This window comes from Fluviicola sp. (assembly GCF_029266855.1).
Taxonomy (GTDB): domain Bacteria; phylum Bacteroidota; class Bacteroidia; order Flavobacteriales_D; family Crocinitomicaceae; genus Fluviicola.
On sequence record NZ_JAQSWB010000002.1, the window covers coordinates 560432 to 585337 of the forward strand.

The 24906-nt window shown below is 40.8% G+C and carries 21 protein-coding genes; 6 read left to right on the plus strand and 15 right to left on the minus strand.

Features of this window, described 5'->3' with window-relative positions; genetic code table 11:
- Positions 1–8: 8 nt before the first annotated feature.
- Entirely contained in the window at positions 9–2501 is a 2493-nt protein-coding gene (locus K0S23_RS07855) for a PIG-L family deacetylase (protein ID WP_300355893.1), read from the minus strand.
- Positions 2502–2672: 171 nt separating this feature from the next.
- Between K0S23_RS07855 and K0S23_RS07860 the strand changes: the two genes are divergently transcribed.
- On the plus strand, positions 2673–3131 hold the full coding sequence (locus K0S23_RS07860; RefSeq protein ID WP_300355895.1) for a TspO/MBR family protein: 459 nt from the start codon (positions 2673–2675) through the stop codon (positions 3129–3131).
- Positions 3132–3139: 8 nt separating this feature from the next.
- Here K0S23_RS07860 and K0S23_RS07865 read toward each other — a convergent pair whose 3' ends face one another.
- Together K0S23_RS07865 and K0S23_RS07870 are read right to left on the minus strand one after the other, a co-directional pair.
- Positions 3140–4450: an MFS transporter gene (locus tag K0S23_RS07865; protein ID WP_300355897.1), complete on the minus strand. Its 1311-nt coding sequence runs from the start codon at positions 4448–4450 to the stop codon at positions 3140–3142.
- A 77-nt stretch (positions 4451–4527) separates the two neighbouring features.
- Positions 4528–5928: a hypothetical protein gene (locus K0S23_RS07870; protein ID WP_300355899.1), complete on the minus strand. Its 1401-nt coding sequence runs from the start codon at positions 5926–5928 to the stop codon at positions 4528–4530.
- A 481-nt stretch (positions 5929–6409) separates the two neighbouring features.
- Here K0S23_RS07870 and K0S23_RS07875 point away from each other — a divergent pair, with 481 nt between their 5' ends.
- From K0S23_RS07875 to K0S23_RS07890, 4 genes are all read left to right on the plus strand, one after another.
- A complete protein-coding gene (locus K0S23_RS07875) occupies positions 6410–6934 on the plus strand; it encodes a methylated-DNA--[protein]-cysteine S-methyltransferase (protein WP_300355901.1) in 525 nt (174 codons plus the stop codon).
- A gap of 157 nt (positions 6935–7091) precedes the next feature.
- On the plus strand, positions 7092–7496 hold the full coding sequence (locus K0S23_RS07880; protein ID WP_300355903.1) for a hypothetical protein: 405 nt from the start codon (positions 7092–7094) through the stop codon (positions 7494–7496).
- Positions 7497–7609: 113 nt separating this feature from the next.
- A complete protein-coding gene (locus K0S23_RS07885; protein ID WP_300355905.1) occupies positions 7610–8194 on the plus strand; it encodes a YceI family protein in 585 nt (194 codons plus the stop codon).
- 23 nt (positions 8195–8217) lie between these two features.
- Complete coding sequence (locus K0S23_RS07890; RefSeq protein WP_300355907.1) at positions 8218–8727, plus strand: YceI family protein; 510 nt, start codon at positions 8218–8220, stop codon at positions 8725–8727.
- Positions 8728–8854: 127 nt separating this feature from the next.
- On the opposite strand, the gene corA is transcribed toward K0S23_RS07890, so the two are convergent.
- Positions 8855–9808 (minus strand): magnesium/cobalt transporter CorA, encoded by a 954-nt coding sequence (gene corA / locus K0S23_RS07895; protein ID WP_300355909.1) that lies wholly within the window; start codon positions 9806–9808, stop codon positions 8855–8857.
- 535 nt (positions 9809–10343) lie between these two features.
- Between corA and K0S23_RS07900 the strand changes: the two genes are divergently transcribed.
- On the plus strand, positions 10344–12305 hold the full coding sequence (locus tag K0S23_RS07900; RefSeq protein ID WP_300355911.1) for a hypothetical protein: 1962 nt from the start codon (positions 10344–10346) through the stop codon (positions 12303–12305).
- Between the two features lie 70 nt (positions 12306–12375).
- Here the strand turns inward: K0S23_RS07900 and K0S23_RS07905 are convergent, their stop codons facing one another.
- From K0S23_RS07905 to K0S23_RS07955, 11 genes are all read right to left on the minus strand, one after another.
- The gene (locus K0S23_RS07905) at positions 12376–12816 is read right to left on the minus strand and encodes a nuclear transport factor 2 family protein (protein ID WP_300355913.1); all 441 of its coding nucleotides are present in this window, start codon (positions 12814–12816) and stop codon (positions 12376–12378) included.
- An 81-nt stretch (positions 12817–12897) separates the two neighbouring features.
- Positions 12898–14073, minus strand: coding sequence for a hypothetical protein (locus K0S23_RS07910; protein WP_300355915.1), 1176 nt, complete (start codon positions 14071–14073; stop codon positions 12898–12900).
- A 157-nt stretch (positions 14074–14230) separates the two neighbouring features.
- The gene (locus K0S23_RS07915) at positions 14231–14827 is read right to left on the minus strand and encodes a transporter (RefSeq protein WP_300355917.1); all 597 of its coding nucleotides are present in this window, start codon (positions 14825–14827) and stop codon (positions 14231–14233) included.
- 66 nt (positions 14828–14893) lie between these two features.
- On the minus strand, positions 14894–16318 hold the full coding sequence (locus K0S23_RS07920) for a VWA domain-containing protein (protein ID WP_300355919.1): 1425 nt from the start codon (positions 16316–16318) through the stop codon (positions 14894–14896).
- A gap of 138 nt (positions 16319–16456) precedes the next feature.
- Positions 16457–17971 (minus strand): hypothetical protein, encoded by a 1515-nt coding sequence (locus tag K0S23_RS07925; RefSeq protein ID WP_300355921.1) that lies wholly within the window; start codon positions 17969–17971, stop codon positions 16457–16459.
- A gap of 58 nt (positions 17972–18029) precedes the next feature.
- Positions 18030–18872, minus strand: a complete 843-nt coding sequence (locus K0S23_RS07930) for a DUF2911 domain-containing protein (protein WP_300355923.1) — start codon at positions 18870–18872, stop codon at positions 18030–18032.
- Positions 18873–18913: 41 nt separating this feature from the next.
- On the minus strand, positions 18914–19567 hold the full coding sequence (locus K0S23_RS07935; protein WP_300356191.1) for an inorganic pyrophosphatase: 654 nt from the start codon (positions 19565–19567) through the stop codon (positions 18914–18916).
- 526 nt (positions 19568–20093) lie between these two features.
- Entirely contained in the window at positions 20094–21200 is a 1107-nt protein-coding gene (locus K0S23_RS07940; protein ID WP_300355925.1) for a mechanosensitive ion channel domain-containing protein, read from the minus strand.
- A gap of 3 nt (positions 21201–21203) precedes the next feature.
- Complete coding sequence (dnaG, locus tag K0S23_RS07945; RefSeq protein WP_300355927.1) at positions 21204–23183, minus strand: DNA primase; 1980 nt, start codon at positions 23181–23183, stop codon at positions 21204–21206.
- Between the two features lie 107 nt (positions 23184–23290).
- Positions 23291–23710 carry a hypothetical protein gene (locus K0S23_RS07950; protein WP_300355929.1) on the minus strand — a complete coding sequence of 140 codons (420 nt, stop codon included), beginning with the start codon at positions 23708–23710 and terminating at the stop codon, positions 23291–23293.
- Between the two features lie 156 nt (positions 23711–23866).
- Positions 23867–24835 (minus strand): polyprenyl synthetase family protein, encoded by a 969-nt coding sequence (locus K0S23_RS07955; protein WP_300355931.1) that lies wholly within the window; start codon positions 24833–24835, stop codon positions 23867–23869.
- Positions 24836–24906 lie beyond the last annotated feature (71 nt).

Consider the following 24906-nt stretch of genomic DNA (forward strand, 5'->3'; position numbering starts at 1 on the left):
AGCTTTCGCTAGTTCTTATTCTGAGGCAAACTCAGTAAATTCACAAACAAACGGTATGCTCCCGGAATCCCGGCAGGAAGCTCCCTGAAAAATACTAATCCGGTATAAACAAAGTTCCCCTTTCCGTGTTTGGCAATGATCAGGCTTCCTTTACTTGGTTTTTCGTTCGGATCCTGCATGGAAAATACGGTTTCATAGTGTGAATCCAATTCGGTAGCAAAATAAATTCCCCGTTCCTGGATCCAGCCGTCGAAATCTCTTTCGGTAATCACATTCGGAGTGTTTAATACCGGGTGCTTCGGATTTATAAATTCAACTTTTGCGTTATCATCCGTTACACGATCTCTGGAAATGGTGAAAGGATAGGGTCCTATCTTCGTTTCCATCGGAGCGATGCGGTTGTTGGTATTATACTGTACGATCAGGTTTCCTCCCTGGTGAACATAAGCCATTAATTTTTCATGGTAAACAGGCAGACGGTCATTGGTGTTGTAGGCGCGAATCCCGGTTACAATGCTTGAGTAAACACTCAGGTCTTCTTTGGCTAATAGTTCATCTGTTAAGAAAGTAACGTCGTAACCGATTTGGGTCAGGCAGGCAGGAACATTATCTCCCGCTCCCGGAATATAAGCGATCTTGTTTTTGGTTTTCTTTAGATCTAAGAATACAATCTTTGCTTCCGCATCGCTTAAAATAAATTGGTAGGGAATATGATCGTATTCGATACGTGTTATGCTTTTTGAATAAACGTTCCCGTCAACAGAAACAGAGGCTCGCAATTGACCGTCTTTACCGTTTTTATCCGGAGTCAGTATCGCTTTTACAATTTGTTCGTCGCCTTTTTTCTCCAGGTTGATCTCCGGGTTTTTAATCTCAATCTTCCAGCCGGTGGGAACAGCGACTTGTACGTTTCCTTTTACCTTTGGCGCATTTGCTTTCACTACAAACGAAATTTCTTTTGGAGTAAGTGCGCTGAAAACAAGCACCTGGTCCGAAATATTGATCGTTACGGGAGGTAAAATTTCGAATGGACGATAAACTTCACCTTTCACGGGATCAGTTGATTTGAAAACCAATCCGCGCGCTATCTGGAAATCAATTCCATCGATAGCAAGGTGATAGATCACACTTTTTGAAGCCCGGTTTTCAGGTACGCCGATTAAGGCCGGATCTTCTACTGTATACATTCCAACTGTATGCGGCTCAACAAGCCAATATGGTGCCGAGTAAGCTGTTGTTTTCGGTAGTATTTCTTTTTGATCAATGATTTCCAGCTTGTTAGTGCTTAATTGCAGGTTTGTTTCTTTGTTTGTCTGATCAATAAATGAGATTGATTTCAGTTTTACATTACCGGGATTCCGGGCAATGATCTGGGCTGAAATACTGATCTCATTTCCGGGAACGGCGCTATAATCGTTTACATAGGCTTCCATCCACAATCCGGCGCATTGCAGGATCAATTCCTGGCAAGCTGCCAGTTTCACCTTCTTCCAATAGCGGGTACTCGGATCTTTATCATCCAATTGTTGCAGTTTGGCATAGATACTTTCCAGCGCAGGTAATGATTGTTCCGGGTGCTGCGGATTGAAAGTTGAAATGCATTTGGAGATCAGTTCATCGATATTCCCGGCCGTTGAAAGCCTTTTCCATGAAGCATCGACTCCTTCGAAAATGTCTGTTGAAGCAACTTCTCCTTTTAAAAACTTAAAGTATTCGATGCTTTCTCCGCGCTGTTTCGCAGAACCGAATCCCTGACTTTTATGCATGGAGCGGCTATTCGCTGCAACTTCACCGTAATTCATTCCCAGTAAAGGGTTGTACGTTCCGACATTTAATTTGAGTTGATCTTCTGAAGTTGTATTGTTTCCGCCGAAATTAAAAGTGTTCCAGAATATGCGCTTAGTCTGCCAGACTTCCACTTCTTTTAGCTGTTCGGGAAATTTTGTGGGATCTGCGGCCAGGTCAAATGCTTCCATTGCCAGAATTGCTGAGGCAGTATGATGTCCATGACCACCTTCTCCGGTTGTAGGGAAACGACAAATGATCACGTCGGGCTTAAATCTGCGTATGGTTAAAACGACGTCAGCCAGTATACTGTCTTTATTCCATATTGTGAACGTTTCTTCCGGATTTTTAGAAAACCCGAAATCGTTTGCACGGGTAAAGAACTGTTCAGCTCCATCTGTTCTGCGGGCCGCGAGTAATTCTTGTGTTCGGATCAGGCCCAAAGCTTCTCCCTGTTCTTTTCCAATGAGATTTTGTCCGCCATCACCGCGGGTAAGTGATAAATAACCGGTTCTGAAATTTTTCTCTTTTGCCAGGTATCCCAGCAGCCGGGTGTTTTCATCATCCGGGTGGGCAGCTACATATAGAACCGAACCAACGGTATTGAGTTTCTTAATTCCAAGCAGAATCTCTGCTGAATTGAGTTCCGGGGAAGTTTGAGCAAGTAGGTTTTGTCCGAATAAAAGTGTAAGACCAAGAGTGAATTGTTTAATCATGATGTGTGTGTCTGTGTAATATCGTGCGCAATAATAACGGAAATATGCCATTTGGAAGCTAAAAACCTCTTGGCTTTAACAATTCTTTAAAGAGTTTACGGATTACAGCGTTCCTTTTTTTGTAACTTGAATAAATGTTTTTGCAACTTCGCAAAAGCCTGATTGAAGCTCATGGGGTATCGGATTCTACTGTTTTTAATCGTCAATTTTGCTGCACTGGTAATCGGTGGACTTTTCACGCAATCCGGTGCCTCTTCGGAATGGTATCTTTCACTGAATAAAGCACCGTGGACTCCACCTGGCTGGGTGTTTGGAGCTGCCTGGACAACGATCATGATCTGTTTCGCGGTTTATATGGCTTTAGCTACCAAAGGAGTGAAAAGGGTAGGCGTTTTAATGACTTTATTTATTCTCCAATGGATTTTGAATGTGACCTGGAATCCGGTATTCTTTTATTCTCATGAAGTGTTGGCAGGTTTAATAATTATTAGTGCATTAACACTTTTAATTGCTGGACTGTTATTCCGTTATTGGTCGGATTTGAAATGGAAATCGATCCTGATTCTGCCTTATCTCATTTGGCTGGTGATCGCGACCTCACTGAATTGGTATATCCTGGAGAATAATTAGGATTTGAATTAATCCAAATCTGTTTTTTCCGGTTTTAGGTCGTGATTGATCCGGGAAGTCTTTTTGGTGTCTTTCATAAAGACATAGACAAACAGCGATAATGCAATACATCCGGTAATGTACCAGTAAAAATAAGATTTGTGCCCCGAGTTTTTGAACCACAAAGCAAGGTACTCTGCTGTTCCACCAAATAATGCTACAGTCAGGGCATAAGGTAATCCAACTCCCAGTGCACGAACTTCTGCCGGAAATAATTCTGCTTTTACTACAGCATTGATACTGGTGTATCCGCTCACAATGATCAATCCTGCCATCAGCAGGAAGAATGAGACCCAAACGGATTGTGTATTGCTGAGTGCCGTTAACAAAGGAACTGTGAAAATTGTTCCCAGAACTCCGAAACTAATCAAGAGGGGTTTTCTACCTATCTTATCCGATAAAGCACCGAAAATTGGCTGTAGAATGACAAAGATCAGCAGGCTGATAAATGAAAGCAGGGTAGAGAGGTCTTTGCTCAAACCAACTGTGTTTACCAGGAACTTTTGCATGTAGTTGGTGTAAGTGTAAAAGGCAAGTGTTCCGCCGAGTGTCAGGCCTACTACTGTTAGGATAGCTTTTGGGTGTTTCAGCAATTCTTTGATCGTACCTTTCCTCTTCGTTCTTTTGAGAGCTTCAAATGCCTCCGTTTCATGCAGGTTTCTGCGAAGATATAAGGCAATAATGGCGAGCATAGCCCCGATAACGAAGGGGATCCGCCAGCCCCAGCTGTGGAGTTGTTCTTCGCTGAGGATGAGTTTTTGCAGGATGAGCTGAATTCCCAAAGCAATCAGTTGGCCTCCAACCAGCGTAACGTACTGAAAACTGGAATAAAAACCCCGTCGATTTTCAGTGGCCATTTCACTTAAATAAGTTGCAGAAACGCCGTACTCACCGCCAACACTCAATCCTTGCAGTAATCGTGCGAGCAGGAGAAGAATGGGAGCCAACACGCCGATGGTTTGATACGAAGGCGTTAATGCAATCAATAAGGATCCGAACGACATAAGCAATACGGAAAGTGTCATGGCTTGCTTTCTTCCCAGCCGGTCAGCAATTCCCCCGAACATCCAGCCCCCGATGGGACGCATTAAAAAACCTACTGCAAAGATTCCTGCAGTATTAAGCAATTGTGCCGTAGCATTTGAGTCCGGGAAAAAAGCTCCTGAAAAATAAAGCGAAAAAGCAGAGTAAGCATACCAGTCATACCATTCCACCAGGTTTCCGATCGAGCCACCAATAATAGCTTTTAGGCGCTGTGCTGATATTTTTTCTTGTTTCATGCACCGTAAATTTAGAAAACAAACGCGTTTTTCATGAGGAATTTACAGTTTTCGGATTTCAGAAGTATTTGCAGATCCTATTTCAGTTTTTCCGAAAAAACGCGAACACGCATATGTTGTGCTTCGCAACTAGCGCAGGTCACCAGCTCCTCGATCACAACAAATGTTGCCTGGTTGTGTTCAGTTAAACGATACTCACCACGTTTTAAAATCTTGCAATCTTTACACATCGCCCCGGGATTTTCATAGATTGGCTTCAGGTATTGCTCTTTAAGCTTGGCCGCACGTTTGTCGAAAAACAATGCTGCACTTGATACAGTGGCCAGATTGACCCGTTCAAGATGCATTTCCACATCTTCATTTTCCCGGTAACTGACAGTGAACATTCCGGATGGTGTTACCATGAAAAAATGTGTTGCTTCCTCTGCTTCATAATAATTTAATTTGGGAGGAGAAATTCCATAGGTCATAATGTCGTATGGAATAACCAGGTCAGTCAACTTAAACTCGGATCCCGGATGAATTTCTAATAGCTTATAATGAGCTGAGCGCTTGTTTCCTTCCCACAGATCAAGGGCATAATAATAAGCAATCCCGGACTTTTCCGGATCAGAAACAACCTCCATTCTACCTGCGCTTGGTGAAGATCCTTTAGGAGGTTCAACCTGGAAAGAATATTCTTTTGATTCAACCGAAGTCGCCTCATCAACTGACCATATATCAATATTTACCAACTGTGTTTTGGGTGTTGTATAATTATAAGCAAAGTACTGTTTACCATCAATGCTGCCGATAAAAAACGCTTTAGTGTCATCCTCTTTCGAAACAGGCACTTTATTCAGCAAGTGAACAGATACTTCGGCTCGGTTCGTTTCCCGGTGCAGGGTGATGCGTTTGACACAATTCTCCTTGATTCCCTTTTCCGGTTTGCCAGGACTGGTAAAAGATTTGCTGGTCGTCTGCATAGAAACGAGAAATACGGGATCACCATCCGCTGTAATATAGCTGTCAATTCTACCCAGGAAATAAGCGCCTTTTTTGAAGTTATCACAATCAGGATCCTCAAACAAAGCATGTGTAATTTCTGCTCCTTTTGTTCCCAGTTTTTCTACCATGATGCTTCCGCATCCCGAGATTCGCTGATCTTCTTTGTTTGATAGCCCATAATATTCCGGAAATAATACATAACGGGTGTCTGTCTTAGGATCAATCAGGGTATTGTCTGTATACAGAATCCTGGCTTTATAGTCTATTTTTTTTTCTGAGTCTAGTTTAAAAGGTCCTTCTTTGAGTTTTCCCTCTGAGGTATAGGAATAAATAGCGTCTTTAGAAAAATCCAGATCAAATGAACCATCATTGTAAATATAAGGTACCGGGTACCAGTGATTTTCTTTCGTATCTATATCGAATTCGACAGTTTGTGCGTTGCCTGTCAAATCAAAAACAGAACAAAGTAGAATAACAAAGAGATATTTCATTAGATGATTATTTGGTTCTGCGAAAGTACCTTTTTTTTAATAAATGTAGCGTTTTGAAAGAATTGTCATTTCTTTTTTTGGGGGACAAATAGGTCGTAAATACCCTACGATCTGTGACCTTATCTTTGTAATGTAATCAAGAGAGATAGAGAAAATGACGATAAAAAAGACAAATCAAATAAACGAATAAAGATCAACCTAACCTAACCACCCCAATCCATAGCGATCCACTCGGTGGATTTGCTATCGGGTTAATCACCTAACCAACCAATCACTAATCAACCTAACCTAACCACTAAACGATTTGTTCCTTCTCTGACTTCATCAGAGAAGGACAGTCGTATTTTACCATCAGATACTATCGTAATTAATTCGCAATTCGGAACTCGCATTTTGTTATTATGATCTATCTTTATTTGAAATTCAGATCCGGGCAAGACTTTCTTTTGAATTTTTAATTTTGCATTTTTAATTAAAACGCATGATCTACTTACAATATGTTCAATCGCCATTTGGAGAACTGGTCCTTGGAGAATTCTCTGGTCAGTTATGTTTATGTGATTGGAAATACCGCAAAATGCGTGATCAGGTTGATATGCGGATCCAAAATGGATTACAAGCTGAATTTAAGCTGGAAGAAACCGATTTTTTGAATGAAGTAAAATTCCAGCTCAATGAATATTTTGCCGGGGATCGCAAAAGCTTCGAGCTGCCTTTGCGCTTTGTCGGAAGTGACTTTCAAAAATCTGTTTGGGAAAAACTGATTACTATTCCTTACGGTACAACCACCAGTTATATGGAATTATCCCGTTCCCTGGGAGACGAAAAAGCAATTCGTGCTGTGGCTACGGCAAATGGTGCAAATGCGCTTTCAATCATTGTTCCCTGTCACCGTGTTATCGGAAGTGATGGGAGTCTGACAGGCTATGCCGGTGGATTAAAAGCAAAACAAAAGCTTTTGCAGCTGGAGGGAATGAATTTTGGTGAGCAGCTGGAATTGTTTTAAACAGGACTTAAATGTTAATTAATCATTAAAAATACACTTCCGGTAAGTCTTAAGTGCCCTAAATTCAATCGGTTTCCAAAAGGATACTAGTATAAAAAAGAAATTGAAATGAAAACAATGGAATTATTTACCTAGGTTTGTATTTTTGAAATAAGACATGAATTTAAAGAAAGGATTATTGCTGGGACTAACCAGCGGGATAGTAGCCGGAGGTGTGAGCATGTTATACAACCAGGTTTACAGCGAGGCATTTTATATCGATTTTAATTCGGTATTGAACGCAACCGGAATGTTCGGAGCTTGTATTATCGGCTGTTTACTTATGGGAACGGGCTATGTGATCGCTGCACGATTGAAAAGACCGCTTTTGATTCCGATCTTAAATGTTTTATATTGCATCTTAAGTTTTGCAAGTATTATCGGAGTGCTGTCATTCAAACTTCCTTTGGATGTAGAATTCCCTGAAATGTTCCCCGGACTGGCTGTTCCAATGCACTTCTTTCCGGCTTTAAGTTTCTTTGCATTGGTTCCATTCTTCTGGAAATACGAAACACGTAATTAATTAATAACAAACAAGAGCAAGCACTGCTTGCGAAAAAAGATATCCGTGGTAGCGGATAATGAGAATTAGTAAATAAGTAAACAAATAAATACAAACAAATAAATAAAACAAACATGAAACGTCCAGTAACAATTATAGCAGCAGCTTTCGCAGGTTTGGCGCTATCTTTCACAGTCGCAACAACAGCAATTTGGTCATCAGACGCATCGCATTCAAGACTTGGTTTTACCGTTACTCATATGGGAATCTCTGACATGAATGGTAGCTTCAACGACTACGAAGTAAAAATGACTGCAACAAAAGAAGACTTCTCTGATGCAAAAGTTGAGTTAACAGGTGATGTTAATAGCATCAACACAGCAAATGAAATGCGTGACGGTCACTTGAAAGGTGCAGATTTCTTTGACGCAGAGAAATTCCCGAAATTCACTTTCGTAAGCAAATCGTTTACAAAAGTTGCAAAGTCTAAAAACGAATATAAAGTAGTTGGTGATTTGACATTACACGGTGTAACGAAAGAAATCACAATGACTGCTGTTCACAACGGAACAATCACAAATCCTATGAACAAAAAAGAGGTGAGTGGTTTCAAAATGACCGGAACTATCAACCGAATTGATTTCGGTGTTGGAGCAGCAAACCCTGGAATTGGTAACGACGTTAAAGTTACTGCTGACTTGGAATTGGTTAAAGAATAATCATGAAAAAAATAGGTTTTTTTATGGCAATACTCCTCCTGATTGGGGGAGTATTTGCGTTCACACAGGTCAAAACCTGGAAAGTATCGAAAGATTACAGTGTTGAATTCTCTGCTAAAGGGGTTAACGGAATCTTTAAAACGTTTAGTGCTACCATCAATTTTGATGAAGCAAAACTTGCTGCTTCCAAGTTTGTAATGACAATCGATGTGAATTCGATCAATACCGGAAATGGCCTGCAAAACAAACACGCCCTGGGTGCTGAGTGGTTTAATGCAGAGAAATATCCGAACATCAAATTTACTTCTTCTTCTTTTGAAAAAACGGAGAAAGGGTATTCCGTAAAAGGAAAATTACAGGTGAAGGATGTCACTAAGGATGTCACGATTCCGTTTACATTTACCAAATCAGGTAGCAAAGGGAAATTCGTTTCTTCGTTCACAATCGAACGCTCTGATTACAATGTAGGTAAACCTGGTGGTGATGTGGGGAACAACATCAAATTAAACGTTACAATACCTGTCACCAAATAATTTCAAATACCGAATTTGGAAAAGTCTCGTCTGCTTCGGTTGACGGGACTTTTTTGTTTAAAGGTACCTTCGACTGCTGGTGACTGAGCGTTGAAAACCTTGACCGAAGCGTCCATGGGAGTCGAAGTCACAGCCACTTCTTCCTCTTGAAATACCACAAGGTCAATACCGAAGAGCTGATCATCAACACAATGGCTATCGGATATCCGAAAGAAAAATTCAGTTCGGGCATCACCTGGAAATTCATCCCGTAAATACTGGCGATAAGTGTTGGTGGCATAAAGATCACTGAAACAACGGTAAAGATCTTGATGATCTTGTTTTGTTCGATGTTCACCAAACCCATTAAGGTGTCCTGAAGATATTCCAGGCGTTCAAAACTGAATTGTGTATGCTGAAGCAGCGACATGACATCTTTCATGATAACGCGCAAGCGCTCCCCGGTTTCTTTGTCAATAAAAGGAGAACGCATTAAAGCTGAAATCAGGCGCTGTTTATCCGTGATACTTTCCCGGATCAAAATAGTGTTTTCCTGCAATTCTGCGATCTTGCGAAGCGTTTTTTCCTCCGGATCGGATAAACTCTGTACTTTGCGGCTGATCACATTGGTAATACGGGTCAAACTTTCAATATAATCTGCATCCAGGTCGATCCGTGTTTCTAAAAGCAAGACCCATATCTGTGAGCCTGAACGAATAAAATCCTGTCGGGCAACCTTGATTTTCTTGACAACTTCTGCAAAAGATTGCAATTCGACTTCTCGGACTGTAAACAAGATATTTCCCTTCAATAAGAAAGAAACCGGATGAATCTTGGGTAAATCTTTCTCTTCTTTCAAAAATCCACTGTTGGCCTTGATCGAACGATTGTCCTCAGAATACCGCGAACTGCTCTCAATTTCCACTGCTTCCTTATAGGTTGGCAGCTTCACCTTAAAAAATGTGCAGACCTGGTCCTTTTCTTCCTTGCTGGCGTGAAGTAAGTCAATCCACAAATACTTTTTATTAGGGTCGAGTACTGCTTTTTCAGGATATTTTTCCCAAACCAGCTCATTTTCGTGTGTGTAAAAAACGCGAATCATAAGGACAGATTTTGAGTTGAAAAATTAAGAGTTACAAAGATGACTTTTTTCCGCTGAAATCAACTAATAACGGGGGCGTATTTTCATTTAGTTGCTTATAGATTCTTATTGATTGCACGTTAACCTGTTTGTCAGTTCGAGTATCCCGCATGCTGTTCTCGATACGTCCGACTGAAATGTGGACTCCTGATAGTTATCGGGGACGAACCGACATAAGCAGGATGTATCAAGAATTGACAAATAAAAAAAGAGAGTGGTAAACTAGAAACCACTCTCTTTCAGTCATGCCGGAAAAATCACTGCGATGTTACTTTTTCCGGGCATTGACCAACCAAATTGGTTTTTCTTTCACAAGAGGAACCAAGTCACGAAAGATCATGCTGCTAAATGAAAACACCATTTAGACACGAAAGGTTGCATCGTTTGAAAAAGAATTTTTACTGATGGAAAAATCTAAGATTTATACAATTTTTTAAGCTCCGAATACCTGATTTCTGAATCATTAAAAGTATCTTAGGCTTACTTAATTCTGAATATGATTGGAAAACCACAACTCACCGAACAGCGGGAACAGCCTGTGTTTCACTTAGGATTGACCATGGCCGGTGCCGTTTCTGCCGGATGCTATTCTGCTGGAGTTATGGACTATTTGTTTGAAATTCTCGACTTATGGGAAAGAGCGAAAGCCGGTCAGACTGAAATAGACCCGGACCTGATTCCAACTCATAAAGTGATCATTGAAGCTATGGGCGGAGCTTCGGCAGGTGGAATGACAACCATGATGTCGGGATTGTATGCTTTGGGAAACGAGATTAAACCCGTAACAAAGCCTTTGGGAGATTCTTACGGTCATCAGAATATACTTTACGACAGCTGGGTTCATCTGAATGACGATCAGGAAAAAACGTTTAAAAAACTATGGAGCAACTCGGATTTTGATCAATCGGAGAATAAACTTTATTCTTTGCTGAACACTCAATCCATTGATGATATTGCCAAAAGAGCTTTTGATTATTATAGGTCAACCAACCTAAAAGAGAGTGTTAAAGCTTTGCCATCCTACATTTCGCAGGATCTGGAACTGATTTTATCACATACACTGCTTCGCGGAATTCCTCTGGAAGTGGATTTCTCAACCATAAGACGAAAAGGAGATGATTACCGGCCGACTCATACTTCGTACGAACATGCTTTGCTTTCGCATTTCAAGTTAAACTACGGAAACCCGGTTGATCCGGCTCATTATTTTTGGTTCAATCCGTATGAACCGGCCGAAAGGGAACGAATGATCAATTCAACAATAGCTACAGGTGCTTTCCCGCTCGGATTGAAATTCCGGAAATTCTCAAAGAAACAGTTTTCTCCCAGCTACATCAAAAGTATGCTCAGACGGTCTATTTTCTCGGATTTCGGGAAAGTAAACCCGGATGAAACGAATATCCTATTGTTCGATAATCTGCCCGAAGATTATGAAACGATCACAGTCGACGGTGGAGCTGTAAACAATGAGCCATACAGTGAAGTCGCAAGTATTGTCCATAACCGTGCTATGCAAAGCGGTACGGGTAAACTGAATTTCGGAGTAGTTATGATCGATCCATTTCCGGATATGATTGATAAAACGAAAGTCTATGCGGAAGAGGAAGATCTGATCAGTGTGGTTCCGGCTCTTCTTGCAACTTTGAGGCAGCAGTCGAAGATCAAGCGCAAAGAGATGATCGAAAAACTGTCAAAGGACTATGTAAAAGGCCAGATCTATCCCAAAAGAAATATTTACAATGCAAAAAAGCAAAAAGTAGGGGTGGAGAAGTATCCGATTGCAAGTGGATCTTTTGAAGCGTTTGGCGGATTCCTGGATGTGAAATTCAGGGAGCATGATTTTTTCCTGGGAAGAGATAATGCCCGCAATTTCTTCCGGTACTTTTTTAGTTTGCCTGAAGACGCGAAAAGTCCGATACATGAGCACTGGACAGAGGAAATGAAACAGGTTTTCGGTTTCATACATAAAGATGAGAACAAACTGTATCTGCCCATTATTCCTGATTTGAAATTACTGGAAACGCTTCACATGAACCGAAAGCTGGATGAAGCTGATCGGAATGAGCTCAAAAATAAAGCCTATCGTTTGTCGGGAATGGAATTTGCCTTGTACACGGTTCCCAATCGTCCGGAATACGATCCGACAGAATTGTTTGAAATGGAAAGTGTTATACAGGCCCGGTTCAAACGAATCCTGGAAGTGAGCAAGGCTCGTTTACTTGATACTAAAAAGTCCGAAGCGGAAAACAAAAAAAGCGCGAATTACGAAGAGTGGGTAAATGGATATTACTTTAAAAGTCCCTGGAAAAAGCTTGTTTCCAAGTGTATCCGCATGGGAATCCACGTAGTTTTTTCATTGACAAAAAGATCACTGTCTAAAGCAATTACAGAATCGGCAATTAAGGCAATTATCAGCGACCTGGATGAGAAAAACCTCCTGGCAAAAGCAAAAAAATAATTATCAGTTCCTAATAATCAAGACGGATACTTCCTTGATAATCAAACCATTCATAATTGATAATTGATAATTATTTCTTCCTGCGCGTATCTGTGATAATAAGAATTTTCCATTCTCCGGAAACCTTTACCAATTGAAAGGCATTTACTCCTTCATGTGAATAAACATTGTCGACATAAAACGCATATTTGGTCCAAACTGTCGCCAGGTTCTCATCGATTTTGATTTCACAGGAAAGAAGTCGTTCGTCCCAAATTTCGGTGTGAGGTGTTCCTATCGCATTCAGGAAAGAAGTGATGGAATCCTGGTGCAGTTTTGCTTCACCTTTCTTGTTTATAAAACTGCTGTTTAAAGTTGCATTCGGTAAAAATGTTTTATGCACCTGGGCACTATCACCCTTTCTCATTCCGTCGAATAACTGATCAATGACTTTACGCACTTCTTTTTTTTCGGCTTTCTGAGATTGAACGAAGAAAGGAACAATAAATAATAAGAAAAGAATAGCTCTCATAAGCATTTGGTTTCTTCTAAGATAGATCATTTCCTTCAATATAAATGAGAACGATGATTGATTCCTCCTCATTCTAGATAATTATTCTTCTTCTTTAGTCTTCCGCTTAATAATGGTTCTCGGCTCATCAAAACTTTTCTTCTTGTAAGGGAAAACATCTGCCAATTCTCCGCTGTAATAGAATTCATAGGCTACAGATCCAAAAGTGTAGTCGGTGTCCTTGATCTTGTAAATCGAACCGCCAACTGCAGGATTAGGTTTTGGAATCGATCGCTGGAACCCCAGGTTAAACAAGGAGGCCAGGATTTCCGGACGGTCATCGATCGGGTGACCGGCTTTTTCCCATTGGGTTTTTATTTCTCTTAAAAATAAGGCAGTGTATAAATAGGAGTAATAATGATTTTCCCATTGAACCAGACGCTGCAAACGCAAATCCAGGGTATCATTAGCTTGTGTAGCGTAATTGATTGTTGAATCGAAATCCAAAAGAGCTTCGTATTTCTCTCCCGGGTAAAACGCACTGTTCTTCTCTGCCAAAAAGCGTTCGATGGTCATTGCTGTTCCATTCTTAATTCCGGTTACACCGTATGAAAGGTGGTTTTCCAGTGCAAGGACCTTCAAAGGACCGATATAACGTTTGTAAGATTCCCTGCTGGAATTAAATAAACGGATTTGCTCTCCGACCAGGCATGCTACAATCAAACGTGGCTCGACTCCCGTGACATGATATACCGAATCGATGTATTTTTTATCCTTGGTAACAGCTTGCTTGAAATCCTGCCATTCCGCTATGTTCATCCATTCGAAGACACTCAGTCCGGTGGTTTTCTGCGAAGCGTTTTTATGCTTGTATCTCCATTTTGCCAAGGCTTTGCGGTAAGATTTATTCTTTTTCAATTGTAAATCCACGGCATCCAGCATCCGCAGTGCTAATTTTTCGTCTTTGTTTGCGGTATAAACCGAAAGAATGTAATTGGCGTTTTTCGGATAGAAATCATTTACGAGCATGATCCGGTTCAGGACTTCAAAACGGTGTTTGATCATGGAAACGGAGTCAACTTTGAAAGATTGATCGTATTTGTCATGCATTTCCGAGAAATAGCGGTTGTTCTCGTCTACCGATCCGCCTTCATTTGTCCAGCTGAATTTAACGGCAAAATAGGTAGCAGTAAGGATGAAACCATAAGCTGCAAAGCCGTATAGAAGGATGGTGTAAGGTATTTTGAACCATTTTTTCCTTAAGAAGGAGAGTGCCATTCGTGTTGATTTAAAACTGGTGCAAAGCTAGGAATAGATTCGGATTAAAGTTTGCCTTTAACAGATTCAAAATTACCGTTCAGTAAATAAATTCTTTGCATTCTGTCGTCTTTGCGTCCTTGCACTCTTTGCGGTGAAAAAACAGGGAGATCATGGACTATAATTGAAGTGATAAACCCGCATGAATAACTCCTTTGTAACCGAAACCGATCTCAGTAAAAAATGCAAAAGATTTCCCGAATCGGAAACCAAGTGCTTCCAGCTGGAAATTGAAGTAACGGTATTTACTTTCCTGGATCTCCTCATTGACACCATCGTAATTGACACCGCCTATTGTACAAGCGACTTCCAAACCGGAATACATTTGGAACCATTTCCTCGAAATATAGTGGTAATCAGTTCCCAATCCAATGGTGAAATAGGAATGCCGCAGGGTGCCATCTCTCATATTATCATAGTATACGTCCGATTGGTCCGATTCAAAATAACCGGCTACTCCAACTGTCCATCGATCGGCAACTGCCAACTTGTAACCAAGTCCGAAAGCCGGTATATAACGGTTGTTACCGTAAGACAAATGACTGGATGAAGTATAGCCGTCTGCCATCATATTTGAGCCCAAACTAAGAGCGTCATTGGTTGTAAGTAAACCGACTCCTGCATATATTTCATGAGTGCCTTTTTCCTGGGAATTTGCCTGCCAACTGAATAGTAGGGAAAACAAGATTAAAAAGTGAATTTTGACGCAGCTCATAATGGATTGTTTTAAGGAAGTAAGTTAGTGAAATTATTCTTCAGAACAGGTGTTAACTGAACCAACCTATTTCTTGATCCCTTTAAATGACGCGATCCGGATTTCTTGTGTCAGATTAGAATGTGCATCCGCCAGCTTTTGGATCGGAACAAAACGTCCTTTGCCAAAATGTGCTGCTTCTTCCATTAAATGTGCATCTCTTTCCCTGGTTTGAATCCCGACAACTGAAAAGATCACACCATCCTTTGCGTATTTTTGAACTGTTTTTTGGTAGTCTTCGGAGTCTTTATTAAATGCACCGTCTGTTATGACAATGACCATATTCGCTTTGTTCGGATCGTAATTTTTCATGACTTCCTTATAACCCAGCTTGATTCCTTTTCCACCTGCTGTCATCCCAAGTGGTTTCAGCTTCGAGATGGATTGTTGCAATTCTTCTTTGTGATCACCGGATGCCGGACTCTGGAATACTTCTGCGGTATTGGCATAGGTTACCAGTCCCATTTTATCCTGGGGTCTGAGTGTACTAACCAGTTGGTTCAATGAATACTTCATTAAGTCCATTTTTTCTCCCATTTTCATGGAACTTGAAATATCAAGAACGAAAACCACATTGACATCTTTGAAATAAGATGGGTCAAAATTATCTGTTGGGATTGTAACCAGGTCTGGCATAACCTTTTGGGTTACGGTATCAACACTTTCGTTCTCCATTTGCTCGTTCAATCGTTCTTGTGCTTCCTCCGGAGCAAGGTGCTGTGCAATTTCGTCGGGTTCAGGAACCGGTTCTTTTGTCGGTATCGGAGGATCATAAGCCGGGTTTTTCGCCAATGGAATCGTTATTTCTGAGATCTCTGGTCCAACATAAACTCCGGCCTCTTTGGTCAGGTATCCTTCTTTACTCACAATGAAATAAAAGAATCCAGGAGGCAATTTATCTTCGAATTTCCCCAGTTTACCTGTGATCCAGGTACCGCTTGGTCGTCCGTTATGGACAATGCTTACTGTTGATTTTGAAAGACGTTCTTTGGTCTCTTTATCGATCGTGATAATCGTTAATTCGCTTGGTTTGGCTGATTTCACGGGAATAGCATTGAAATCAGGACATTTGGTGAGATATTGGTCTTCCGGAAGATCTTCGGTCAGCTGGCCTTTTAATTGATAGACAACAGGTGCCTCGGTTTGATCGCTCAGGTGTAATTTGACAACAAAGTTGAAATCTCCCTGTTTCTTGGGATTGACTTGTATTCTTAATTGAACCGCCGAGTCGGGAACAATCTGATCGGAAGTAAGCCGGTAGGTAACTTCAGGGCTGTGCTCAACCCGCAAAATATAGATCTTTTTTTCTTTCGGATTCCCGATTTTCAGGTCAATGTATCGGGTAGAACCCGCATCAATTTTCCCGAAGTCAAATACATCATCTGCAATGGTTTGCTGACCACGAACGGATCCACAGAATACCAACAGACAAATGAGTGATGCAATTTTCATACGCGATTGTTCAGTCTAAAATACAATAAATTCTCCCCTGCAAGAAGAATGCCATTAGGAATTTAACCTGAAAGAAATAAGCGTTAATGAAGAACAATGTTACGCCTGGGTGATCGTCTCTTCTTGAAACAGGAAAGCTTATCTTTTTAACTCGTATAAGTAAGTCACGTATTGGTCATCAATTTCGCGGACATAGCGATCCATTTTCAATTGATAATCCGATACACTTTTTTTGACAAGACGGAATCCGAATTTTTCAATTCGTTCTTTTTTGGGATACTTTTCCAAAAAGAAAACGGTCGTTACAAATAAGTTAACGGTATCTTTTTTTATCCTGGTAGAATCCAGTTCTTCAAATTTATTGATCGGATTAAAGCTTACGTTCGGATCTAGGTAAAACCGCTCATTCAAAAACCAGGGACTGTAAGGATTAGAATAGGGCATGGAGATCAGATTAACCGGCTTTCCCTGGTAATTCTCGTGAATAAAACGGGTGATTCCATTTCTGCCTAATCCGGTAGAAGTAGTTGCAAGGATCGGTAAGCCGACAAGACTTGTCGTTAAAATCCCCAAACTGCATAAACCGATCAGTGTAAGTGCTATCTTTTTTGGAATTGCATCAATAAGTAATTGGAAAAATTGAACAAAAAATAAAGGGAAGAAAAACAGGATAGGGAATAAAAAACGCTCTTCCTTATGTTCAATAAGGATATGGACCAGGAGAAAACTCAGGATCATCCAAAGAAATACCGATCTGCCTTTGAAGAGTAAGACTGCAGTAAGACTAAGAAAGATAAGAGATCCGATAAGCTTGGTAGGCAGATGGAACATCCTGTTAAAGTAATAATCCCAGGATGAGGTTCCAAAACTGGAAGCGGTATCGTTTAGTACATCGTTCTTAAAAAAGGTCCAGAAATATTCCCAGGGAGTAAAAACCCAGTCGGAATAAAACCAATGATCTATGAGTACACCAATTAATAAAGGCAATGAAAAGCCCGCAAATAAAAGGAGGGTTGTTTTCAGTTTGTCAGTTCCGAAGATCAGGTGGTGAATCCCAAAACCGGCAATGGCAAAAGCAATTTGGAAACGAAACAGGAAACTGAATCCGAAGAATATCCCGGTAAAAACTATTGTTTTCCATGTTTTTTTGGGTGTGCAAAAGCTTCCCATTGCAAAGATCAAAAAGATCGCAGACCAGGTTTCGGATGAAAACCGGACACCCAAATACGGGACATACCAAATAAGCAATAGAAAACCCAGGAACAAATGGTGAAACAATTTATTGGATTGCGGATGTTTTCTTGATTGGATCAGGTGCTTTGTGTTCCTGTAAAAGAAAACGAGTGCTAAAATAAGCGTCAATCCCGTAATTTCCCTTAATAAAAAAGAAACGGTATAAGGATCTGTAATACCAAACAGTTTGAAGATGGAAATGAAGACAAAAGCGATCGAAGGTTGAATGGTCGATCTGATTTGATTGTGATATTCCCAAACGAGATCGTTTGGAGTATTCCAGCCGGCTTTTACTCCTGCAAATTCAAGGATTTGAAAATGTTCGTCCGCATGAAAGAAACCGACACTGTAATATGCTGTAATTGTAAAAACTACAACGGAAATAAAAATGAGAATGGATGTAAGGGATAACTTTGCCAAGATACTTCGGTTTGATTAGTAAAGTCCCTTCATGAGGTCATGAAGGGACGTACTTTTATTATTTTGACCATTCTTTCAATGACTCATTGAACATTTTGGTATAGTTATCGTATTTTGTTTTTTCAGACAAAGCCAATCCTTTTTTCGCAGATTCGATCGCTCCTTTTTTGTCACCCAATTCTGCCTGGATCAATGATTTTGTGCGAAAAAGCCAGAATGCTTCAGGTTGCATATCAGTAGCTTTTGTTGCCCACTCCAATGCTTTTTTCAAATCTTTTTTATTTTCTAAATAGTAATCAGCTGCCTCAGCGTAATCATTTGCAGAAGGTCCGGACATCGTTTTGTTGATGTTAGCCATCACTTTAGCATCTGTTGGAACTTTGAAAGGAAAAGTAGCAGATGTCTGATCCCATTTCAATGTCAAAGTAGCTCCGTTTACAGACTCCAATCCATCGATTGAAATGGTGAATGTTTCAACAACTTCTTTCAATGCAGTCGCTTTTGAAGAAACCGTCAATGCTACTTTTTTATCATCCCATTTTTCAGGAGTCCCCCAATTTTCCGTATTTGTATAGAAAATCAGATCCCAGGATTCTTTTGTCGGTTTTGTGTAAAGCGCATAAGTTCCCGGTTTCAAAGAATCTTTCCCGAAAATCAATACATCGGAATTGGTAAACTTCGTGTTTTCGTTTGCACCTGTTCTCCAAACTTCTCCGAATGGAACAACATCGCCAAAAACCACACGGTTTCTCTTGCTTGGTCTGGAATATTCAATCGTTACGTCCGTAAGACCTACTTTTTGCTCCAATTTGCCCATTGGACTGGCTTGTGGCGCTAATTGCGCGTTAGAGATTGTACTTAGACCAATCGCTAGAATTGCTGTTGTGAATAATTGTTTCATGGTATTGAATTTTAATTGTTATACAAAAAAAAAGTTGGGGTTTAACCCAACAATTTCTCTAAAGCGGAAGCCAAATTTTCGTCGGCATTTCCAAATTTGTTCATATAGTCCGTGTGCGATCTTTTGATCACTTCAAATGCTTCTTCTTTGCCATAAACATGAGTAATCTCAACGTTTTTAGCACCTCCGTCCAAATCTTTGTAAGTCAGGAAGAAATGGCGGACACGGTCAATGACCATTTTAGGCATTTCGGAAATATCTTCGATCGATCCGTAAGCCTGGTCACCTTTTAAAACAGCGATGATTTTATCGTCAGCTTCACCACCGTCCAGCATTCGGAAACCTCCGATCACTTTCGCATCACAAATAATATTTCCGTTGTTGAATGAGCGCTCGGAAAGAACACAGATGTCCAATGGATCACCGTCACCAACGATGTCTGTTCTTCCTGTTTTTTCATTGGAGAAAGCAGCTACTTCTTTATCGCAGTATGTTTGCGGAACAAATCCGTACAAACAAGGCATGTGATTCGATAGTTTTTGGGGTCTGTCAACCATAATATAACCGGATGGTTTGTGAATCTCATATTTGATTGAATCTGCCGGAATGATTTCAATAAAGGCATTCACAATTGCCGGCTGCTTTTCACCGATCTCAATTCCATGCCAGGGATGCGAAGTAAAACGCTTACTCATCGCATCAATAACTGCTTTAATTTCTGCTTTCATAGGAGCAAATGTAATAAGAAAAAGCGTAGCTTTTGAAGACTGAGTCACGACAAACGTCAGTGCGGAAGTGACGAGGGATAAGCGCCAGTCCGCCGCGGCGGAAAGACTGAGTCACGACACTTACGAAGTATGCACCGCAGGTAAACGTCAGTGCGGAAGTGACGAGGGATAAGCGCCAGTCCGCCGCGGCGGAAAGACTGAGTACGACACTTACGAAGTATGCACCGCAGGTAAACGTCAGTGCGGAAGTGACGAGGGAGAAGCGTCAGTCCGCCGCGGTGGAAAGACTGAGTACGACACTTACGAAGTATGCACCGCAGGTAAACGTCAGTGCGGAAGTGACGAGAGAGAAGCGTAGCTTTTGAAGACCAAATTATGATCCGGGACGTTTGGGGTCAGTGCGAAAATAATTTGGAAAAAAGCCAATAATTAATCTGAATACTTGTCCCGACACTTTGGGATCCGAATATCCATATCCTAAAATCCTGAAGTCCTAATGTCCCGAACTCTCAATAATTCGCATATCGCGCTGTGGATAAGGAATTTTTATTTTGTAATGCCTAAACAAACGGTCGATCTCAAAACGGATCTCTGATTTATAAACATTGACATCCCAGCTCTGATCAGCCCAAAACATGACTTCCATTTGAAGCCCGTTTTCTCCGAAATCGTTTAAGCGAACGTCTACGCCTTTTGTTTTGTGGACTTTCGGGTGACTCAAAACAGCTTGTTTCAGGATTTCACTCACCAATTGGGTATCGCTGCCGTAAGCAACGGTTACCGGAAGTCTGAACCGGGAAAGCGTACTTCCGTGGCTCCAGTTTTCAATGTATTCCTGTGTGAGCTTAGTATTGGGAACAATGAGTACATTTCCGTCCCTGGTTTCGATTTGTGTAGTTCGAACGTTGATCCGGATAATCTTTGCTACCATCGATTCGGATGATTTTCCGTCATTGATCTCAACTACATCTCCCACCCGGATACTTCCTTCAAAAAGTAACACGAAGCCGGAGAACATGTCTTTGAACACGTCCTGTAATCCAAGACCCAAACCAACTAAGAGCGCTGCTGATCCTCCGAGAAATAGTTTCGCATCAACATCAAGGGCTGCTAATATGCAAAAGAAAGCCAGTACATTGATAATGTATTTGGCAACCTGGGTGTAGATATACTCGGTGCCGATTTCCGTAATCCTGTTTCGTTTAAATCTCCGCTGAATAAACAAACGGACAATATTTAGAGTTACCCGCGCACCGAATACGATTAGAACAACAAAAATGACGTTTTCAAAGCTGACCTTGATCTTCGATGTATCGATGAAATGGTAATCCAAAAATTCACGGAACGTAACTCCCTCATTGTTGATATTGAAACTCTTGACAGATACATATGCTGCCAGCGCAAAACCACTTTGACTAAGCAATCTCAGCCAGGTAGCTTTACGCCCTTCCAAGTGAATGTTCGCAGAAGTTAAATAGCGTTTAACCGAACGGTGAATGAGCTTTTTCAGGATGTATGCTAAGAAGAAAGAAACCGCAATGATCAGTATGTTCACATACGAAACGGCAATTAGACCAAGCTTGAATTGTTCTTCCAACATGTCCTAGTCAATTGTTTGGTTAAGCTTACTCATAAGAGACATTTTCACGCGTTCCAGAACAACTTGTTCCGACAACAGATCTTGAAATTGCTCATCTGTAATATTTTCACCTAATTCTTGCAGTTCTGCAGTGATTTCTTTAATGCGGCTGAGAACATATTTTTTCTTATATCCATAAATAGAGTTGATGACCAAAGGTTTTAACTTATCAAGCTCTCCATTTGTTTCTACATTATATTTCAGTAACCATTGCGGGCTTAACTCATGCTCATCAGTTTCGATTTCAGCAACCCATTTGGCGATTTCAGGGTCTTGGTGGCGAAGCCAATACGAAACCTTGTAAAGTGTCTTGGATGCTAATCCGTCCACAATCTGCTGATAAACTTTTTGAAAAAGAGGGAATTGGAATGCGATCTGATCTTTCGCTAATTCATGATTGATCAATTCGGCAACGCTCACTTCAACCGTGTGTGCCAATCCATGCTCATCAATGTGATCAGTAGTGATGGCAAAAACACCGTATTTCACCAAAACGCGCATCAATTCGAATTCCTGAATAGAATACGGGTGTTTTACTTCCGTTGCAGTTGTAGCTTGTGGAGTTGGTTCTGTAAAGGTATCTGTGAGTGAAGGATTGGAAGCAATGAGCGGTTCATCCAGTTCCTTGGCAATATTGCTCTTTCGAAGCTTGTTGAGTTCATTGATCACAATGCTCTCATCGAAGCCGAAAACACGTGCAATTTCACTCGTAAATACAGAACGTGTGATCTGATCAGGAATCAATGAGATGGATTGTACAACATCACGAATGATCTGCGCTTTCTGCAATGGGTCGTTATTCCCTTCTGCAAGAAGCATGGAAGTCTTGAAACTTACAAAATCCTGAGTATTGGCTTTGATGAAATCCATCAATTCCGTCGTACTTACTTTTTTGGAGTAGGAATCCGGGTCGTCTCCATCAGGGAAAAGGACCACTTTTACATTCATTCCTTCCTCTAAAATCAGATCGATTCCGCGGAAAGAGGCTTTGATTCCTGCTGCATCCCCATCATACAAAATGGTGATGTTCTGGGTGTAGCGTTTGATTAACCGGATCTGTTCCTTCGTAAGTGAAGTTCCGGAAGAAGCCACTGAGTTTGCTACACCTGCCTGGTGCATGGAGATGACATCTGTGTATCCTTCACAGAGAAAACAATTGTCGTATTTGATAATGTCTCCTTTTGCAAAGTACAATCCATACAAAATCTCACTTTTGTTGTAAATGATACTTTCCGGAGAGTTGAAGTATTTCGCTACTTTCTTATCCGTGATCAGAGTTCGTCCTCCAAAGCCTAATACACGACCTGAAATGGAGTGGATCGGGAACATCACACGGCCACGGAAGAAGTCAAAGCTGCGTTCTTCTTTCGTTCGGGTTAATCCAACAGATTCTAAATATTCCTTTTTATATCCCTTTCTTAAAGCTGCTTTGGTGAAATCATCACCCGAGTTCAAACAATATCCTAATTGGAATTTCTTAATGATATCAGCTCGGAATCCGCGTTCTTCGAAATAGGAGAGACCTATGTTCTGGCCTTCAGAATGTTCATGCATGTTCTGCATGAAGTGCTCCTTGGCAAATTCATTGATGATGTATAAGCTTTCCCGTTCGGTGATTACGGCCATCTCTTCCGCAGTTTGCGGTTTGTCTTCCGGAACCTGGATGCCGTATTTGTCTGCCAGCCATTTTAAGGCTTCCGGGTAGGAAAAGTGTTCTTTTTCCATGAGGAAACTAACCACCGTTCCGCCTTTCCCGGAAGAAAAGCACTTGAAGATCTGTTTTGCAGGAGAAACCATGAAGGATGGTGATTTCTCATCTACAAAGGGGCTCAATCCTTTTAGGTTAGATCCTGATTTTTTTAAATTCACAAATTCCCCGATCACCTCTTCAATACGAGATGTCTGCATGATTTCATCAATAATATGCGGGGGAATGCGTGACATGTTATTATATGTTCTTTAATCTGTGCTGCTACTGCTTGATTTTCATTAAAAGCTTTGCCGAGTCTTCACCAGCCATGGCTGGCTCTTGTCGAAAGCAATGCTTTCTCTTATTGGATAATTTCTTTGTTTCCGTAATCCTTTTCTGAAGCAAGGCTTCCGTCTTCTTTGTAGAATTTCCAAAGACCTGACTCAACATCCATGTTAAACTCACCGGTGTAACGCATAGCTCCGTTAGGGTAACGAACAAAAATGAAACCGTGTTTTTTTCCGTTTACATATTCTGTCATGGAAAGTTCATTTCCTCTTTCGTCGTAAAAGAACCAGCGGCCGTTTCTCTGGCTGTTGTCATCCTGTGGACCTTTAAATTTAATGGCTTTTCTCCCCGGATAATATTCCGTGTAAATTCCGTTTTTAATTTCAACCAGGTCGTCGGCAGTTTCTTTTTTGGGAGCTTTTTTCTCTTCTCCGCAGCTGCTCATCGTTAGCGAAATAAGGGCAATAAAAATAAGACCAAAGATTTGTTTCATGATTGTTTTAATATTGGTTCAAAGGTAATTAAGTTTTGTCTTTTTTAGAACGTAAATTTTTGATGATGCGTTGATTTGATGAATTGAAAAATAATTATCAATTATAATTATCAAGGGAATTCTCACCTTATTAATTAAACCATTTATAATTGATAATTACTTATCTCTCGTAACCGTATATTCCACCAAGCCGATCAACGCTCTTTTCGATTCCGAATCGGGAATGTCAGTTAACAGGTCGAGTGCTTCGGTCTTTAATTCGATCATACGTTTGTGGGCATATTCAATTCCTCCGCCTTCGATCACCAGTTGAATGGCCCGATTCACATATTTCTTTTCCTCGTTGTGGTTTTTCACAATGTTCATCAATTCCTTGCGAATTGCTTTCTCACTGTGTTGAAGTGCGTAAATAAGAGGCAGGGTCATTTTGCGTTCACGAATATCATTTCCGGTTGGTTTCCCGATGTTTCCCGGAGTTCCGTAATCGAAAATATCATCTTTCACCTGGAAAGCAAGACCAACCAGTTCTCCGAACCTGCGCATGCGGTCTGCCATGTCTTCACGATCAACGGATGCAGCAGCAGACTCACAAACCGTTGCAATTAAACTCGCTGTTTTTTGACGGATCACTTCGAAATAAACTTCTTCGGTAATATCGAGTTTCCGTGCTTTTTCAATTTGAAGCAATTCTCCTTCACTCATTTCACGAACAGCGCGTGCAACAATTTGAAGGGCACGTACATTGTCATTTTCGAGAGAATGGAGCAATACCCTGGAAAGCATGTAATCACCAACCAGAACAGCAATTTTATTCTTCCAAAGCGCATTCACGGAAAAGAAACCGCGACGCTCATTTGCATCATCCACTACGTCATCATGAACCAGTGTTGCTGTATGCAGTAATTCCACCAAAGAAGCGCTTTGATAGGTCTTTTCATTGATCTCTCCAAGCATTTTAGCTGTAAGGAACAAGAACATCGGTCGCATCTGCTTTCCTTTTCTCCGAATAATGTAATGGGTAATTTTATCCAGTAAGGGAACCTTTGATTTCATACTCTCATGGAAGCGAACCTCGAAGAGTTTCATTTCTGTCTCGATGGGCGCTAAAATCTCCTGAACTGTCATGAATACAAATGTACTTTAAATTGAAAAGTGAAAAGTGAAAAGTGAAAAAAATAGAGAATTGAATTAATAGA